The organism is Photobacterium sp. SP02 (genome assembly GCF_038519165.1).
Lineage (GTDB): Bacteria > Pseudomonadota > Gammaproteobacteria > Enterobacterales > Vibrionaceae > Photobacterium > Photobacterium halotolerans.
On record NZ_JASJOJ010000073.1, the window covers coordinates 1 to 17740 of the forward strand.

The 17740-nt window shown below is 52.7% G+C and carries 14 protein-coding genes; 6 read left to right on the forward strand and 8 right to left on the reverse strand.

All coding sequences use genetic code 11. The features are described 5' to 3' along the window. The 6 genes from P0Y67_RS20220 to P0Y67_RS20245 all read right to left on the reverse strand — a co-directional run. The coding region (locus tag P0Y67_RS20220) for a pyridoxal-phosphate dependent enzyme (RefSeq protein ID WP_342393297.1) at positions 1-408 on the reverse strand (408 nt) is incomplete at its 3' end. 65 nt (positions 409-473) lie between these two features. Beyond that, the gene (gene trpCF / locus P0Y67_RS20225; protein WP_342393298.1) at positions 474-1844 is read right to left on the reverse strand and encodes a bifunctional indole-3-glycerol-phosphate synthase TrpC/phosphoribosylanthranilate isomerase TrpF; all 1371 of its coding nucleotides are present in this window, start codon (positions 1842-1844) and stop codon (positions 474-476) included. Between the two features lie 2 nt (positions 1845-1846). Then, a complete protein-coding gene (trpD, locus tag P0Y67_RS20230) occupies positions 1847-2857 on the reverse strand; it encodes an anthranilate phosphoribosyltransferase (protein ID WP_370643629.1) in 1011 nt (336 codons plus the stop codon). 18 nt (positions 2858-2875) lie between these two features. After that, on the reverse strand, positions 2876-3487 hold the full coding sequence (locus P0Y67_RS20235; protein ID WP_027253399.1) for an aminodeoxychorismate/anthranilate synthase component II: 612 nt from the start codon (positions 3485-3487) through the stop codon (positions 2876-2878). A gap of 10 nt (positions 3488-3497) precedes the next feature. After that, positions 3498-5066 (reverse strand): anthranilate synthase component 1, encoded by a 1569-nt coding sequence (locus tag P0Y67_RS20240; RefSeq protein ID WP_342393299.1) that lies wholly within the window; start codon positions 5064-5066, stop codon positions 3498-3500. Continuing rightward, the gene (locus P0Y67_RS20245; RefSeq protein ID WP_342393300.1) at positions 5063-6076 is read right to left on the reverse strand and encodes a bifunctional 3-deoxy-7-phosphoheptulonate synthase/chorismate mutase; all 1014 of its coding nucleotides are present in this window, start codon (positions 6074-6076) and stop codon (positions 5063-5065) included. Before P0Y67_RS20245 ends, P0Y67_RS20240 begins: the two co-directional genes overlap by 4 nt. Positions 6077-6341: 265 nt before the next feature. Here P0Y67_RS20245 and rnm point away from each other — a divergent pair, with 265 nt between their 5' ends. From rnm to rluB, 3 genes are all read left to right on the forward strand, one after another. Further along, on the forward strand, positions 6342-7178 hold the full coding sequence (gene rnm / locus P0Y67_RS20250; RefSeq protein ID WP_342393301.1) for an RNase RNM: 837 nt from the start codon (positions 6342-6344) through the stop codon (positions 7176-7178). A 46-nt stretch (positions 7179-7224) separates the two neighbouring features. Continuing rightward, positions 7225-7845 (forward strand): L-threonylcarbamoyladenylate synthase, encoded by a 621-nt coding sequence (locus P0Y67_RS20255; protein WP_337113850.1) that lies wholly within the window; start codon positions 7225-7227, stop codon positions 7843-7845. A 243-nt stretch (positions 7846-8088) separates the two neighbouring features. Next, positions 8089-9093 carry a 23S rRNA pseudouridine(2605) synthase RluB gene (rluB, locus tag P0Y67_RS20260; protein WP_342393302.1) on the forward strand — a complete coding sequence of 335 codons (1005 nt, stop codon included), beginning with the start codon at positions 8089-8091 and terminating at the stop codon, positions 9091-9093. 105 nt (positions 9094-9198) lie between these two features. Here the strand turns inward: rluB and P0Y67_RS20265 are convergent, their stop codons facing one another. After that, on the reverse strand, positions 9199-9939 hold the full coding sequence (locus P0Y67_RS20265; protein ID WP_342393303.1) for a YciK family oxidoreductase: 741 nt from the start codon (positions 9937-9939) through the stop codon (positions 9199-9201). Between the two features lie 273 nt (positions 9940-10212). Here P0Y67_RS20265 and sohB point away from each other — a divergent pair, with 273 nt between their 5' ends. After that, a complete protein-coding gene (gene sohB, locus P0Y67_RS20270; RefSeq protein WP_342393304.1) occupies positions 10213-11274 on the forward strand; it encodes a protease SohB in 1062 nt (353 codons plus the stop codon). 512 nt (positions 11275-11786) lie between these two features. Continuing rightward, a complete protein-coding gene (gene topA / locus P0Y67_RS20275) occupies positions 11787-14423 on the forward strand; it encodes a type I DNA topoisomerase (protein ID WP_342393305.1) in 2637 nt (878 codons plus the stop codon). Positions 14424-14449: 26 nt separating this feature from the next. Here topA and P0Y67_RS20280 read toward each other — a convergent pair whose 3' ends face one another. Further along, positions 14450-15454, reverse strand: a complete 1005-nt coding sequence (locus P0Y67_RS20280; protein WP_342393306.1) for a DMT family transporter — start codon at positions 15452-15454, stop codon at positions 14450-14452. Positions 15455-15869: 415 nt separating this feature from the next. Here P0Y67_RS20280 and P0Y67_RS20285 point away from each other — a divergent pair. Further along, on the forward strand, positions 15870-17740 hold a 1871-nt coding region (locus tag P0Y67_RS20285; protein WP_342393307.1), incomplete at its 3' end, for an S-type pyocin domain-containing protein.

The following is a 17740-nucleotide window of genomic DNA, read 5'->3' on the forward strand; positions in this document are numbered from 1 at the left end:
CCAGACTTTATTCAGTGTGCCGAGCATCAGGCCCAGCAGGGCGCAGGCCAGGGCAGTGGCAACACCATGCTGGCCGGCACCGGTTTCGGCGATGATCTCACTTTTACCCATGCGTTTGGCCAGCAGGGCCTGGCCCAGAACCTGATTGGTTTTGTGCGCGCCGCCATGGAGCAGATCTTCGCGTTTGAGGTACAGCTTAGTGTTGGTGCCTTTGGTTAAATTCTGACACAAGGTCAGTGCCGTTGGGCGGCCGGCATAGTCTTTCAGTAAGCCGATAAATTCTTTTTCAAAAGCCGGGTCTTGCTGCGCCTCAATAAATGCGTCTTCCAGCTGGTCCAGGGCCGGAACCAGAATCTGGGGCACAAACTGGCCGCCAAATTCACCAAAATACGGGTCGAGTTTACTCATGTGTCTGCTGTCCTATTCTTGTCATCTGTGTCAGTGCGGAAGCCGCAAGCTGTTCGCTAACCTGATTAAGGCTTCACTGCCTTGAATACCGAGAGTAATTTTTGTCTGTCTTTTTTGCCGGGCTCGCTTTCCACGCCTGAGTTAAAATCAAGGCCACGACAGCCTTTGCTGGCGGCGTCTTTGGCATTGTCCGGGTTCAGCCCGCCAGCCAGCATAATGCGGCTTTTCTCCTGGCAGTTCTCCAGCAGCGACCAGTCAAATGACTGACCTGTCCCGCCGCTCTGGTTACCGACCTGAGTATCCAGCAGGTGCCGGTCTGCCGGCCAGGCCGTGAGGTCGGGCAGGGCATCACTGACACCATGGGCTTTCCAGACTTCACAGTCTGCGGGTAATAGCGCTTTCAGCGCTGAAATATAATCAGAGGATTCGTTGCCGTGCAACTGAACGGCCGCCAGTTTCAGAGCTTTAGCGTGTTTGGCTACAGCATTGACATCGGCATTGCGAAATACGCCGACGTATTTCAGCGGCGCACCACTCATCACCAGACGAGCAAGCTCAGCGTCGACGGCTCTTGGTGAACCTTCGACGAAAATCAGCCCGCCATAAACCGCACCGCTCTGGTAAGCCGCACAAGCATCATCAGGGTGGGTCAGTCCGCAGACTTTATGTTCGCCCAGCAGCACAGTGCGTACGGCCATTTCCAGATTCTCTTCACTCATTAGCGAACTGCCGATCAGAAAGCCATTGGCGTAGTCTGATAAATCCCGAATTTGCTGGTTGGTGTAAATGCCGGATTCTGAAATCACCAGCGTACCTGCCGGCAGACGCGGAGCCAGCGCTTTGGTCCGGTTCAGGTCAATACTGAGATCGCGCAGGTTACGGTTGTTAATCCCGACCACTTTGGCTTGCAGGGCAATAGCACGTTCCAGTTCTTCTTCGTTACTGACTTCGGTCAGCACGCCCAGGTTCAGTGTGTCGGCCAGGGCGGCCAGTTCACGGTATTGCTCGTCGTTCAGGACAGACAGCATCAGTAAAATGGCATCGGCCTGATAATAGCGGGCCAGATAGACCTGATACGGGTCTATCATAAAATCTTTGCACAATACGGGCTGGGTCACGTGCTGACGGACTTGCGGCAGAAAATCAAAGTTGCCCTGGAAATACTTTTCATCTGTCAGTACGGAAATTGCATTGGCGTAACGGCTGTAGACCTGAGCAATATGATCCAGATCGAAATCTTCCCTGATCAGCCCTTTAGACGGCGACGCCTTTTTGCATTCAAGAATGAATACCGCGTTTTCGCTTTGCAGGGCCTGATAAAAGTCCCGGTCGCTGGGGGTGACATCGGCAATGAAGCTGTCCAGCGGTTGGACTGCCTTACGGGCTTCAACCCAGATTTTCTTATCAGCGACGATTTTGGCGAGTACAGTTTCCATGATTAACCTCGTGCGGCCAGTTGCGCTACCAGTTGGTAGGCTTTGCCGGATTGCATGACTTCCATCGCTTGCTGAGCATTGGCTTTCAAATCTTCCTGACCAAACAGACGAAGCAGCAGAGCGACATTGACGGCCACAGCACTTTGCTGTGCTTCCGTGCCTTTGCCCGTCAGTATGTTGGTGATAATGGCACGGTTTTCTTCCGGTTCGCCCCCTTTAATCGCATCTAATGCATGGGTTTGCAAGCCAAAATCTTCCGGTGTCACTGTATATTCGCGAATATCGCCATTGATGATTTCGGCAACCAGAGTCGGGCCGTGAATGGCCACTTCATCCAGACCGCTGCCGTGGACCACGGCGGCGCGTTTCATCCCCAGCGCAATCATGGTTTCTGCAATCGGGCGAACCAGAGCGGCATCGTACACGCCCATCAGCTCAATGCTCGGTCGGGCAGGGTTAATCAGCGGACCAAGCAGGTTAAAGATAGTGCGGGTCTTCATGGCCTGACGGGCGGGCATCGCATGACGCACACCGCTGTGGTACTGAGGTGCAAACAGGAAACAGACACCTTGCTCATCGAGCGCGGCACGGGCGTCTTGGGCTGACATCGCCAGATTAATGCCAAATTTGTCCAGCAGGTCTGAAGAACCTGACTTGCTGGAGACGCCGCGGTTACCGTGCTTGGCGATTTTTACGCCGCAGGCGGCGGCGACAAAGGCCGAGGTGGTGGAAATATTGATGGTGTCGGCACCGTCACCGCCTGTGCCGACAATATCGGCAAAGTCGTAGTCCGGGCGCGGGAAAGGCGCTGCATTTTCCAGTAAGGCCGTGGCGGCGCCGGCGATCTCGTCAGGCGTTTCGCCTTTGATTTTCAGCGCGGTCAGAATGGCAGCCAGCAGAGCGGGCTCCACGTCACCTTTGATAATGGCATCGAATAATGTGCGGCTTTCGTCTTTGGTCAGCGTTTGCTGATCGTATAATTTGTCGGTAATCGGATAAATAGCGCTGTTCATCTGGGCTCTCCCTTAGCTTTAAAATTCAGTCACAGTGGCGGATTGGCCCGAGACCCAGTCGAGGGTGTTTGCCAGCAGTTGCGCCCCTTGCGCAGTCAGAATGGATTCCGGATGGAACTGAAATCCGCAGACTTTATCTTTCTCATGGGTGACAGCCATCACCAGGCCATCGACCTCAGCCACGACCCTGAGCGCGTCCGGCACCTGAGTGGCTACCAGCGAGTGGTAGCGGGCGATGGTCAGCGGGCTGGATAACTGGCCAAAGACGGCGTGCCGGTTATGGGTCATCTGCGCGGCCTTACCATGGACTATGTCACCCGCCCCTTCTACTTTGCCGCCATAGGCTTCAACAATGGCCTGATGACCCAGACAGATACCTATCATGGGGATCTTACCAGCCACCCGCTTGATCAGTGCCGGCATACAGCCAGCCTCGGCAGGCGCACCCGGACCCGGTGACAAAACCAGCACCGGATTTTGTTTCTCTGCCAGAGCCTGCTCAACCTGCTCTGCGCTCAGGCTGTTGCGAAAAATCGTGACCGGATAACCCATGGCGCGAAACTGGTCGACCAGGTTGTAGGTAAAGGAGTCGAAGTTATCCAGCAGAACGATGTCGATGTGTTTGTTCATGGTCGGCTCCTTATTGCACACTGTGTGCGTGACGAATGGCGGTGATCACGGCCTGCGCTTTGCTGCGGGTTTCGTCCGCTTCGGCCTGGGGCACGGAGTCATACACCACACCGGCACCGGCCTGAACGGTTGCAACGCCGTCTTCCACATAAGCCGAACGAATGACGATACAGGTATCCATATCACCTTGCCCGGTCAGGTACCCGACCGCGCCGCCATAGCTGCCGCGACGTTGTTGTTCGACATCGCGGATGAGCTGCATGGCGCGGATTTTCGGTGCCCCGGTCAGGGTGCCCATGTTCATGCAGGCCTGGTAGGCGTGCAGGGCATCAAGATCATCGCGCAACTGGCCAACCACACGGGAAACCAGGTGCATCACATGGCTGTAACGGTCAACCTGCAGCAGATCGGCCACATAACGCGTACCTGGCTGGCTGATTCGGGCCACATCATTTCGGGCCAGATCGACCAGCATCATGTGCTCGGCGTTTTCTTTTTTATCGCAGCGCAGTTCCAGTTCGATACGGCCATCCAGATCCAGATCGATACTGCCGTCCGGTTTTTTACCGCGTGGACGGGTCCCGGCAATGGGGTAGATTTCGACCTGATTGCTGTCGGTGCAATATTTCAGTGCGCTCTCTGGAGAAGCACCAAACAAAGTGAAATCGGCATCTTTCAGGTAGAACATGTAAGGGCTTGGGTTGCCAATCTTCAGGGCTTTATAGGCGTTCAGCGGTGACGGGCAGGGCAGAGTGAACTGACGGGATGGCACCACCTGAAAAACATCACCCCGTACCACAAATTGCTTTAATTGCTCAACGGTGGCACAGAAGTCGGCATCGCTGATGCTGACGCTGGGTTCGCACTGCTCCAATATCTCGGCCGGTGGCAGGGCAACCGGTTTGAGGCAGATTTCTTTGATTTGCTGCAGCCGGCGGCTCAATTCGAAATAGCTCGCCGTGTAGTTGTCGCCGCCGAACAAGGTCGCCTGAAGCTTGCCTTTACGGCGCTGGTGGTCGATAACCAGCAGGGTTTCTGCCACGTAAAACAGGTAATCCGGACAGCGGTTGCCCTGCTCTGCGTCAGGCAGCGGCTCGAAGCTGGCGACCAGATCGTAGGCAAACAGACCGCCCAGAAACAGCGCTTCGCGAGACTGTGCGGGCTGGTGGAAAATGTGCTGGATCAGGCGCAGTGCATCAAAAGGTGATGACTGACGCAGCCGGCTGTCTTCATCCAGCGCACGGCCACTTTCCTTAAATGTCAGTATCAGGGTGTTGTTGTCCACGGCCAGGTCAACATCGGCCGGGATCTGATTTTTCACGGCCTGCAGCACATTCTGACCATTGCTGGTTAAGGCTTCCAGGCGTACTTCGCGGCCGCGGCAGACAATGCGAACGGCGGCATCAATCAGCATCAGGCTTTTCAGATCTTCTTTAGAGTCGATTTCTGCCGATTCCAGTAACAGATTGTGGGGACGGTCGCCGCAGATCGAATAATACAGTTCGGTGGGCTCTGAGACATAAGGCACGTCCAGATTCAGAACGTCCAGTTCTCCGACAGCTAAAGGCGTTGTTTTCATAGTGTTTTACCTGCAGCTTCTACAAAGGGTTTCAGTTCCTGCATCAGTTGCTGGAACATGGGGCCGGTCAGCGCCTGATGGCCGTCAGACAGTGCTTCGCCCGGGTTGAGGTGAGATTCAACTATGATACCGTCGGCACCGACTGCGGCCGCCGCACGGGATAAGGGAATCACCAGCTCACGGACACCCGTACCATGGCTCGGGTCAACAACAACGGGCAGATGGGTTTTCTGCTTCAGGAAGGCAACGGCATTGAGATCCAGTGTATTGCGGGTAGCGGTTTCGAATGTGCGGATACCACGCTCGCACAGGATGATGTTCGGGTTGCCGGCATCATAGATATATTCCGCCGCCAGCAGCAATTCTTCGATAGTGGCAGACAGGCCGCGCTTTAGCAGAACAGGCTTTTTGCTCTCACCCACTGCTTTAAGCAAAGCATAGTTTTGCATGTTACGGGCACCGATTTGCAGACAGTCGATGTATTCACACATGGTCTCCATCTGGCTCACTTCCATCACTTCAGACACAGTGGGCATGTTCAGCATCTCGCTGGCTTGCTTGAGCAGCTTCAGTCCTTCAACGCCCATGCCCTGAAAGTCATAAGGGCTGGTGCGCGGTTTGTAAGCGCCGCCCCGCAGTGCCACCGCGCCATGCTGTTTGACCACTTCGGCCACAGACAGCAGCTGCTGTTCGGATTCCACCGAGCAAGGGCCGGCAATCACGGCAAATTGATTGCCGCCTACCGACGCATTGCCGAAGCGAACCACAGTATCGTGTGCCTGCACTTCACGGCTGACCATTTTGTATTTGGTCAGTATCGGTTTGATGTTCTCCACGCAAGGATTGGCATCCAGATTCAGTTTCTGCAGCACCCGCTCGTCACCCAATGCACCCAGCACAATGCGCTCCACACCTGGCATATAAAGAGGTTTGAGGCCGGCATCTTCAATACGTTTCAGGATGTCTTTTGCTTGGCTCTCGGTGGCTGTTGGTTTCAGTACGATAATCATGTTGTTGTCCTTGCTAGCCAGATGTGGAATTGGTTTTAGATTGTTCAGCTATAAAAAAACCCGCGAAAGGCGGGTTCTGGATTCTGTGCAATTGGCACAGCAAATCTCACGACCCGCTATAGGTTGTGCAGCCACCAAGTGAAGAAAGCGCGAAGCGAATGATGTTTTTGCTGTAACATAAACAGAACCTGAGTAATGAATTGTTCATCGAGTAACTCCGTACTAGTAAACTAGTTCATGAATATTATGTCAAGACTTTATTTTTATGTTGTTTGATCTTCACAGTCATACCACGGCCTCGGACGGTCGGCTTACGCCAGCAGAGCTGGTGAAACGGGCGACCGATTTCCGTGTGGATGTTCTCGCGATCACAGATCACGATACTGTCGCGGGCCTCGAATTAGCCCAGCAGGCGATAGATGCACAAAATCTGGCTTTAAAGCTGGTCAAAGGCATTGAAATATCGACAGTTTGGAATAATTTTGATATTCACATTGTTGGCCTGAACATTGACCCGGCGCATGCCGACATAGTGTCTTTAATCGCCCAGCAGGCAGAGAGACGAACCGCCCGGGCTGTGTTAATGGGGGAGCGTTTGGCCAAAAGCCAGATAGACGGCGCTTATGAAGGCGCGAGAGCCCTTGCCGGCGACGCCACCTTAACCCGGGCCCATTTCGCCCGCTGGCTGGTAGAACAAGGGCACGCCAAAACAATGCAGGCAGTGTTCAAGAAATTTCTGACCCGGGGAAACACAGGCTACGTTCCGCCTAACTGGTGCAGTATCGCCGAGGCTGTCCAGGCCATTCATGCCGCTGGCGGACAGGCGGTACTGGCCCACCCGGGCCGGTATGACATGACGGCGAAATGGCTGAAGCGTTTGCTCACCGATTTTGTGGCAGCAACGGGAGATGCCATTGAAGTGGCTCAGCCGCAGCAGGCACAGAATGAGCGCCGCACCCTGGCGGAGTACGCTGAACAATTTGGCCTGTTATCATCTCAGGGGTCGGATTTTCACTATCCGTCACCCTGGACCGAGTTGGGACGCAATCTTTGGTTACCCAAAGCGTCAGTGCCTGTCTGGCAGGACTGGGGCATGGAATAGAATGTTGTAAACCTGCGCCCTGAGTAAGCGCAGGTCTGGAGGAGTGATGAGTCAAATTTTTTATGTTCACCCGGAAAACCCGCAGGCAAGGCTGATCAGCCAGGCCGTGGCTATTGTTCGCAACGGTGGCGTTATCGTTTATCCAACCGACTCAGGCTATGCGCTGGGCTGTCAGCTGGCCAATAAGCAGGCGCTGGAACGTATCTGTCGGATCCGTAAGCTTGACGAAAAGCATAATTTTACCCTGTTGTGCCGTGATTTGTCTGAGCTGTCGCTATATGCCCGCGTCGAAAATGACGCGTTCAGATTGTTGCGTAACAACACGCCGGGTGCCTATACCTTCATTTTCAAAGGGACAAAAGAAGTGCCCCGCCGCCTGATGAATCCGAAGCGTAAAACGATTGGAATCCGGGTACCGAACAACGAGATTGCGCTGGCATTGCTGGATGCGCTGGGGGAACCTATGATGTCCACCAGCTTGATTCTGCCGGGCAAAGACACAGCTGAATCGGATCCTGAGGACATTCACAATGCGCTCGACCACGCCGTCGACTTGATCATCCATGGCGGGGTCATCGGGGAAGAGCCAACGACTGTGGTGGATTTCAGTAACGACAGCGTTGAGATTGTGCGTTACGGTGCCGGTGATACCAACCCGTTTGAATAAACGCGGCTCAGTCAGAAGGGAAGGGATTCAGGCGATGAAAGAATCGTCTTTTCCCTTCTTTTTATATGGTATCAGGCGACAGTATTTGGCATAATTCACGGCTGCTTTGAATAGGGTGGACGCCGTTTCAGCACAAGGGTGCAAACGGCGGGTATCTTGTGTTACTGGCGTACAAAACGTCAGTAACAGAACGATGATTTTTAGAATGTTTCGACGCCTGTGAAGGCGACAAAGGTTTGTCTGATGAGTGAAAAATTACAGAAGGTACTTGCGCGTTCCGGCCAGGGTTCACGACGTGAAGTGGAACTGATGATCCAGGAAGGGCGTGTCAGTATTGATGGCAAAGTTGCCCACTTGGGTGATCGTCTGGATAACCTGGACGTACTTGTGCGTATTGATGGTCACAAAGTAGACCTGGTCAAGCCTTCTGAAGAAGTGTGCCGTGTGCTTGCTTATAACAAACCTGAAGGTGAGTTGTGTACCCGACACGATCCGGAAGGACGCAGAACGGTATTTGACCGCCTGCCACGACTGAGCGAAGGCCGTTGGGTATCTGTCGGTCGTTTGGATGCCAATACATCCGGCTTGCTGCTGTTCACGACCGATGGTGAGCTGGCTAATCGCCTGATGCATCCCAGCCGTAGCGTAGAGCGTGAGTACATGGTGCGCGTCTTCGGTGAAGTGACCGAGCAGATGGTGAAAAATCTGGTTCACGGTGTTCAGCTTGAAGACGGCATGGCCCGTTTTGAAGATGTTGTTTACGCCGGTGGCGAAGGGATGAACCACACTTTTTATGTGGTGATTACCGAAGGCCGTAACCGTGAAGTTCGTCGCCTGTGGGATTCGCAGGGTGTGACGGTGAGCCGACTCAAGCGTGTCCGCTATGGCGACATCTTCCTGACCAAAGATTTACCGCGAGGTGGCTGGCTGGAGCTTGAGCTGCAGGAAGTGAACTATCTGCGTGAAATCGTTGAGCTGCCTGAAGAAACGCGTTCGCATCTGACCGTCGAAGGTCTGAAGCGTAAGAAAGGGGTGCGTAAGATCCGTCGTGCCGTTCGTCGTCATGAAGAACGTGTTAGTGATGACTCACGCGGTCGTCGTCGCGACAATCGTCGCCCGGCACCTCAAAGCCAGCCTGCTGAAGAGACGGCGCGTTCTGCCGGTAACAAGCGTAAGCCTGCCGGTAACGCAGCGAATCGCAGGAATCCGCTGAAGAACAAACCTGCGAAGCCGCGTACTCGCAAGTAAGCCTCGTTCTCGCAAGAATGCTGTGACGCACAGTAAAAAAGCCGACCCGTAAATGGTGGTCGGCTTTTTTGTACCTGTCATTTCAGGGCAGAGACGCTCCGGCGCTTATTTAGGCTGGGCATCAATGCATTGCCCATTGACATCCTTGCTTTCCGGCCCCATCAGGTAAAGGTACAGCGGCATGATGTCTGCCGGTGTTTTCAGCGTTTTCGGATTTTCGCCCGGATAGGCCTTGGCACGCATGCCTGTGCGTGTGCCGCCCGGGTTAATCGCATTCACCCGAACGCGGGTGTCGCTCAGCTCGTCAGCCACTACCTGCATCATGCCTTCGGTAGCAAATTTCGAAATAGCATACGCACCCCAAAAAGCCCGGCCATCATGGCCGACGGTGGAGGAGGTGAAAATGATACGGCCGTCTTCGGATTTCTTAATCAAAGGCATAATCGCCTGAGTGAGCAGGAATTGTGCTTTGACATTGACCTGCATCACTTCGTCAAATGTGTCTTCACCCAACTGGTCAAAAGGACTGAGCACACCAAGCAGGCTTGCGTTATGCAGCACACCGTCAAGGCGACCAAACTGATCATTAATGGTGTCTGTCATATCCAGATAGTTCTGTTTTGAAGCGCCTTTCATGTCCAGCGGGATGATTGCCGGCTGCGGATAACCCAACGCCTCGATTTCATCGTATACGGCTTCCAGCTTGGCAACCGTGCGGCCCAGCAGAATGACGGTCGCACCGTGAGCTGCGTAGCTGATAGCGGCCTGGCGGCCGATACCGTCACCGGCACCTGTCACCAGAATGACACGGTCTTTGAGTGAGTCAGCGGCAGTTTGATAATTCACTTGCTTTCCTTCTTGGTAAGGCATTTCTTTGTGCCGCTATTGTAGGCGCTTCACGCTCAGGGTGACAAGCCAGCAAGATAGATCGGTAATGAAAAACAGCAGGTTGCTAAGACGGTTAACTGCCAGTATGGTGTGTTTTTCGAGTGCCGGGTGCCTGTCAGGCGATTAATCACTCTGGAAAGCGCAAAATGTAAACCTGAATCGTTAACAAGCCTAGAGGCTTGATTGGATTGGTATTACAATCAGGTAAAACCAGAACATGAGGAAATACGCTTGGATTTTTTGTTTGATTACGGACTTTTTCTGGCCAAGATAATCACTGTCGTGGTTGCTGTCGTCAGTATTTTGGTCATTGTAAAAAGCGTAGGTGGTCGCCAGGGGACGCGAAAAGGGTCGTTGGAAATTACCGATTTGTCTGAACGCTATAAAGAAACCGTTCATCATTTAGAATCTCACCTGTTCGATAAACCTTTGCTCAAAGCCAGGGAGAAGGCGGAAAAGAAAGCCGAGAAAGAAAAAGGCAAAGCCCGCCAAAGTGAAATTAAAGCCGCGGCGAAATCGGGCGAGTTGTCAGTGACCCGTGAACCACGACTGTTTGTGCTGGACTTTCACGGCAGTATTGATGCCAAAGAAGTGGCCGGATTACGCGAAGAAATTTCGGCTATTCTGGCCGTGGCTGCTGACGGCGATGAAGTTCTTCTGCGTCTGGAAACCGGCGGCGGTATGGTGCATGGCTATGGCCTGGCATCTTCGCAGCTTGATCGCCTGAAACAGGCAGATATTAAACTGACCATCGCGGTCGATAAAGTGGCTGCCAGTGGCGGCTATATGATGGCCTGTGTGGCTGATCAGATTATCTCTGCGCCGTTTGCTGTAGTGGGATCAATTGGTGTGATTGCCCAGTTGCCAAATTTCAGCAAGGTATTGAAAAAGAATGATATTGAGTTCGAACAAATCACAGCTGGTGAGTTTAAACGTACCCTGACTATGTTTGGTGAAAACACGGATAAGGCACGTGAGAAGTTTCAAAGTGAAATTGAAGCAACCCATGGTTTGTTTAAGGATTTTATTGCAGAACATCGTCCGTCTCTGGATCTGGAAACCGTTGCTACCGGAGAGCACTGGTTCGGTAAGCAAGCGATTACGCTTGGTCTGGTCGACAGTATCGGGACCAGTGACGACTTTATTATGAAGGCGTGTAAAGACCGCGAAGTCTTGCAGGTGCATTATGTTCAGCGCAAGAAACTGGCAGAGCGTCTGGCCGGCGCGGGCAGTGAAGCCGCCGACAGTTTGCTGCTGAAATGGATCAGCCGGGGACAGCGGCCGATTATGTAAATAGCAAAGAGATAACCCGCCAGCAGGCGGGTTATCTCTTTCTGGCTGAAGTAATAACGACAGATGAATGTTTTTATATTTTTGGCATGCCGTCCGCCGTATTAAATAATGTGAGTGAATATTACGCCTTTAAATCGTTTTATTGGTTGTAAAATAATCACACTGAGTCGTTTTGTAGTAAGAAAACGAATATTTCTGTGAGCTGACACAAATAAACAGGGCTGAAAATAGTCAAAGTTCCGTCGAGGTGGTAATGATCTGCGCCCTGTCAGAATACTGACTCAGAGAGATGAAAAGTGGGCGCTGATTGGATAATACAGCGGCACTTAACACAGTGTTTACATATGCAGAAGGGTCGAGCAATTAGCCTGAATTTCTTAAAAACAGGTTGACCTTCTTGTATAGTAGCCCAATATTGTAATAGCGTTGCCGTGCATACACTGTCACTTTTAGCGTGCAACTATATGTTTTTATTTGAAAATTTCGCGAGCACGAGGACGTAATAGAGTCATATGGGTAAATCTCTTGTTATTGTGGAGTCCCCGGCCAAGGCAAAAACGATTAATAAGTACCTTGGTAAGGATTTCATCGTAAAGTCCAGCGTTGGTCATGTTGGAGACCTCTCTACTGGTGGTAGCAGTACGGGTAAAAAAGCGACTGCATCGTCCACGAAAGGTCTGAGCGTTGAAGAGAAAGCACAGATCAAAAAAGAAAAAGAGCTTACTGCGCTGATCAATAAAATGGGTGTCAACCCATATAAAGATTGGGAAGCGCATTATGCTGTGCTGCCCGGAAAAGAGAAAGTCGTCCAGGAATTGCAAAAGCTGGCTGAAAATGCAGATTATGTCTATCTGGCAACCGATTTGGATCGCGAGGGAGAAGCTATTGCGTGGCACCTTCGTGAGCTCATCGGTGGTGATGAAGAACGCTATAAACGTGTTGTTTTTAATGAAATTACCAAAAATGCGATTCAGCAGGCTTTCGAACATCCGGGTGAACTGAATATTGATGGTGTGAATGCGCAGCAGGCACGCCGTTTCCTTGATCGTGTTGTTGGCTTCATGGTTTCCCCTTTGCTGTGGAAAAAAGTTGCCCGGGGCTTGTCTGCCGGTCGTGTTCAGTCGGTAGCGGTAAAGCTGATCGTTGAGCGTGAGCGTGAAATCAAAGCATTTGTACCGGAAGAGTTCTGGGATATTCACGCCAATACGGTAACCGGCGGCAAAGACGCATTGCGTCTCATGGTGGCTCAGCAGGCGGGCAAAGCATTTCGTCCGGTCAATAAAGCGGACACAGATGCAGCGGTTTCTTTGCTGGAAAAAGCGGCTTATCAAGTCGTTGAACGTGAAGATAAACCGACCAGCAGCAAACCTTCAGCACCATACATCACATCAACGCTGCAACAAGCGGCCAGTACCCGTCTGGGTTACGGCGTAAAACGCACTATGGGCCTGGCTCAGCGTCTGTACGAAGCAGGTTACATTACCTATATGCGTACGGATTCGACCAACTTGTCCAAAGAAGCGGTTGAGGCCGTGCGTGGCTATATTGCCTCTGAATATGGTGAAAATTACCTGCCTGCCAATCCTGTGGTATACGGCAGCAAGGGCAATGCACAAGAAGCGCACGAAGCGATTCGTCCATCAAGTGTTGATACCCAGCCAGCTGATCTGGAAGGCATGGATCAGGATGCCGTCAAACTGTATGACCTGATCTGGCGCCAGTTTGTGGCTTGTCAGATGACAGCGGCGCAGTATGACTCCAGTACCATTACCGTGCAGGCCGATAACTTCACGCTGAAAGCCAAAGGCCGGACATTACGTTTTGCCGGTTGGACCAAAGTGCAGCGTCCGTCAGGCAAGAATGAAGACACCACACTGCCGACCGTTCAGGTGGGTGATGTACTGACGCTGGACAATTTAGAACCCAAGCAGCACTTCACTAAACCGCCGGCGCGCTTCACAGAAGCGGCACTGGTTAAAGAGTTGGAAAAGCGCGGTATTGGCCGTCCTTCGACTTATGCTTCGATCATTTCTACTATTCAGGATCGCGGCTATGTCAAAGTGGATCAGCGTCGATTCTATGCGGAAAAAATGGGTGAAATCGTCTCTGACCGTTTGGAAGACAGCTTTTCAGATCTGATGGACTACGATTTCACCGCCCGCATGGAAGGCAATCTGGATAAGATTGCAGAAGGACAGGCAAACTGGAAATCGGTGCTCGACAAATTCTTCAGTGATTTTACCGATGAACTGGTCAAAGCCGAGCAGGATGAAGATGAAGGCGGAATGAAGCCGAACAAAATCGTTCTGACCGATATTGAGTGTCCGACCTGCTCCCGTCCTATGGGTATCCGTACCGCCTCTACCGGGGTGTTCCTGGGTTGCTCGGGTTATGCGCTGCCTCCGAAAGAGCGCTGTAAGACCACCATTAACCTGGGTGATGAAGAAGGCGTGGTGAACGTGCTGGAAGAGGACGTGGAAACCGCCGCTTTACGGGCGAAGAAACGTTGTCCTAAGTGCGGTACCGCGATGGATGCCTATCTCATCGACCAGAGCCGTAAACTGCATGTGTGTGGTAATAACCCGGGCTGTGATGGTTTTGAGGTTGAAAAAGGTGAGTTCAAACTGAAAGGCTATGAAGGTCCTGTGGTTGAGTGCGATAAGTGCGGCTCAGACATGGAACTGAAAAATGGTCGTTTCGGCAAATACATGGGCTGTACCAATGAAGCCTGTAAGAACACGCGGAAAATTCTGAAAAACGGTGAGGTAGCGCCGCCGAAAGAGGATCCGGTTCTTTTGCCTGAGCTGCCTTGTACTCAGGATCCGGATGCGTATTTTGTGTTGCGTGATGGTGCATCAGGTCTGTTCCTGGCGGCCAGCACCTTCCCTAAATCCCGTGAGACCCGTGCACCTCTGGTGGAAGAACTGGTTCGCTTTAAGGACAGGTTGTCACCTAAGTTCCATTATCTGACTGAGGCGCCGACCGAAGATCCGGACGGCCTGAAGACAGTGGTTCGCTTTAGTCGCAAGACCAAAGAGAACTATGTCCGTTCAGAAGTAGACGGTAAACCAACCGGTTATACCGCACTCTATGATGCCGGGAAATGGCTCATTACCGATAAGCGTAAAAACGCCAAAAAAGAGAAATAATGAAAAACCGCCGCAAGGCGGTTTTTTTATGCTTCCGTTTGGGTCTTGGCAGGCGAGGTGGCTTTGTCCTGCCCGCTCGGACTCTCTTCGGCTGATGATGTCAGTTGTGTTGGATCAGCCCTGGGCTTGCGGTTGACCTGAATCACAGCAAACACAACCAGCGTTATCCCGATGAGGTGATACATGGTAAATGACTCATCCAGTAGGCTGATCGCAAAGACTGCCGTCATGGCCGGGCCGATATTGCTGGTCAGGCTGACGGCGGATGGGGTCAGGCGTGCCATCGCGGCTGCAATCAGATAGGACGGCAAGACAGTGCAGAAAAATCCCAGAGCAATGCCCAGCAAGGCCAAATCCAGTGAGATAGTGCTCAGCTGCGCCCCTGACCACTGAAAATGCAGCAGAATGACAATCCCGGCACTGGTCATGCCGAGGCTGGTAAATAACTGGCTGCCGAGCTGACTGATCACCCGTTTGCTCAGCACCAGATAAGTGGCAAAAATCATGGCTGACACAAGGGCGTACAGGCTGCCGAGCCAGATATCATCGCCCAGATGCTGAATGTCATGCGCGACTATCAGCGCAATACCCAGATACCCCAGCAGGATGGAAAGGAAAGTCCCCGCTTTCGGCGTTTCTTTTAAAATCAGCACGCTGATCAGAACCACAAAAGACGGAAACATAAATAACAGTAACCGCTCAAGCTGAGCGGAAATGCTCTCCAGCGCCAGAATATCGAACAGCGAAGCAAAGTAATAGCCTAAAATCCCAATCAGCATGGCCTGCCAGCCATAACGCAGGGTCTTGTGTCGCTGCCCGGCATCGCGGAGCAGCCAGCCAAGTATCAGCAGATAGAAAGGAAGAGAGCTGGCTGCTCTGAGGCTCATGATGGTGACAGCATCACCGCCAAGCTGATAGGCGATTTTGATCAGCACAGGCTTCAAAGAGAAAAATACTGTTCCGATCAGCGCATAAACAATGCCTTGTGTGTCGATCGACTGGGCCGGAGTGGGTGCCAGTTGTTTTTCCATTGCTCACTTCCTTTTGTGTTTGAGAACAGGCTGTGAGAGATGGAGGCCGGCTGCATGACTCACAGCCGGGCAGGGGAGATGCTACCGACTGAGGGGTATCCGGGTGAGAAGCCAGCGCTGCAGTAAAGTGACATTCATGATGGGTACCTTAGTATCGGTGAGTTTTTAAGCTACCGAAGTTTATCGGAGAGGACAAATGGCAAAGCACTTTTAAGGAGTTTGGCAGCTTGCCCTGTGATTGAACTAACCCAATTCACATCTTTCATTTCCACACCCCAAACCGGCAATTCGCAACCTGAAACTTGTTATTTCCACTGACAAACACCCTCAAAAACCGTCACACCGCAACCGCTTCCCGGTGGTAAAATTTTGCGCAAAATGTTTGATATACCTGCTTTTTTGTTAAGGAGGCATTGTGAGTGCGGATGACGATTCAGTGAAAAAAAGATATCCCAGGGCGTCTTATGCGCCCCTTGAGGATTACTCCACCCTTGCACCTTCGCCGCCGGCAGGGGAAGACCCTGAGCCAGTGGCACAGTTCGAGTACAGTTTTGATCTGTCCTGTTCGGCAGAGTCATTGCACCAGCACAGCACTTGCGAATTTGCGTTAGGCAACACCGAAGCAGAAGACTGGCGGGCAAACTGGCAAATCAAACCGATTGAACAGGGCTATCGCCACACCACAGAGGTCAGGGTTGAAGAGCCGAAACATTTGTACCTGATCCGCGCCAGCTCATCGCTGGGTGTGACTCCGGTTGAGCCGGTGACCGTTCATCCCAAAGGAGCCGGTCAGGCGCAGGACGCATTCGTGGCTGTTATGCCTGCGGTGGAAATTGACGGTCGTCTGGGCCACCCCACACAGGGTTACTTCTACCATTTTTGTGACGATAAGCTGGTGCAGGAATACCAGATTCTTGGTAATCAGCGCTGGGCATTTCAGGCGACGTATTCAACCCACGACCGGCTTCACGATGATCTGCACCATGGCGTACAGAGTGCTATTGTGCTGCCGTGGAAACGGGGCGGCCAGAAGGCAGACAATCAGTATCTGGTCTATCGCCGTGAGCGGATCACCCGCCTGCATCTGGATAATCTGAGTGAAGACTGGTTGGTACAAAACGGCGTGAAAATCGACCTCAGTGCGCTGCTGGATGCCATCAAAGAGCCTGTTGTTGTGCGGGAGAACAAGAACAATGAGCAGCATCAGACTGAGTTAACAAGCTCTCATACGGTGCAGCGCGATCCGGCCACCGGACAGCGGGAGTCATGGTCTGATATTGCCCGGCAATACGGCCTGACCGCCCGCGAACTGCTGGATTTGAATCCAGGCTATGAAGAAAACCCCTTATTGCTGGAGGCGGGGCATATTCTGACGGTGCAATCACCGGATGCTGTGGCTGCCTCCGAGTCGGTCAGAGAACGGCCGCCGGTGCCGCCAGCCGATGTTAATCAGCCGCTCAACACTTGCTATCACTACGACGGTTCGTGCATTGAAGACACCAGCATCATTCCGATGTATCCCAGCGGGCTGGCGGCAGACATTCCTGTCGTGCGTATCAAGTCGGTGGTAGCGCCGGTGTTTGCCAAATCCTGCGATATCCCGCAAGGGTGCACAGACGCCGGTACATCGCCAGAGCCGATCACCAACTTTGGGCCGTTCTCGTGGTTTTTCAGCTCGGCTCATGCCAATCCAATCGCAGTTATTCAGGCACAGCAAGCCACCCAGGCGGCACTTGCGAGCAGTGCTGGCGGCGCGGTTGGCAACAAGGCACTCAATTCGGCCAATAAGGACGCCGCTAACGCTCTCACCAGACTGGCCGGCAAGCTCGACAGTGTGCTGGATGACTATCGGCTGATGACCTCCGGCGGGATTACCTCAGTGCTGATGATGCAGCGTAAAATTTGGCACGATGATGACACCCAGCACACCGAAGAAGAACTGCACAACCTGGAAAGCGTGCAAAGCCGGATCCGCATCCGCCTGACCGACCCGGCACCGGGCGAATCTTACCCGCAGGTTCGCGCGTATCACATGGATGACACCCGCATTCCGGTACGTTATGTCGGACTGGATGAAAAGACCAACAGCTACTCCGTTGCGCTGGAGGAAAACGGCCCGCATATTACCTGGACGCCGAATGAAGAGGGCGAGCCAGAGTGGCAACTGACACCTAATCATGACGACGGTTTTGAGACGGACGATATTCACACCATACCGATATCTGATATGCCAACCCCGACGGTTGAAACCTATCCTGCCGCAGAAGAAGCACACTGGAGCGATGC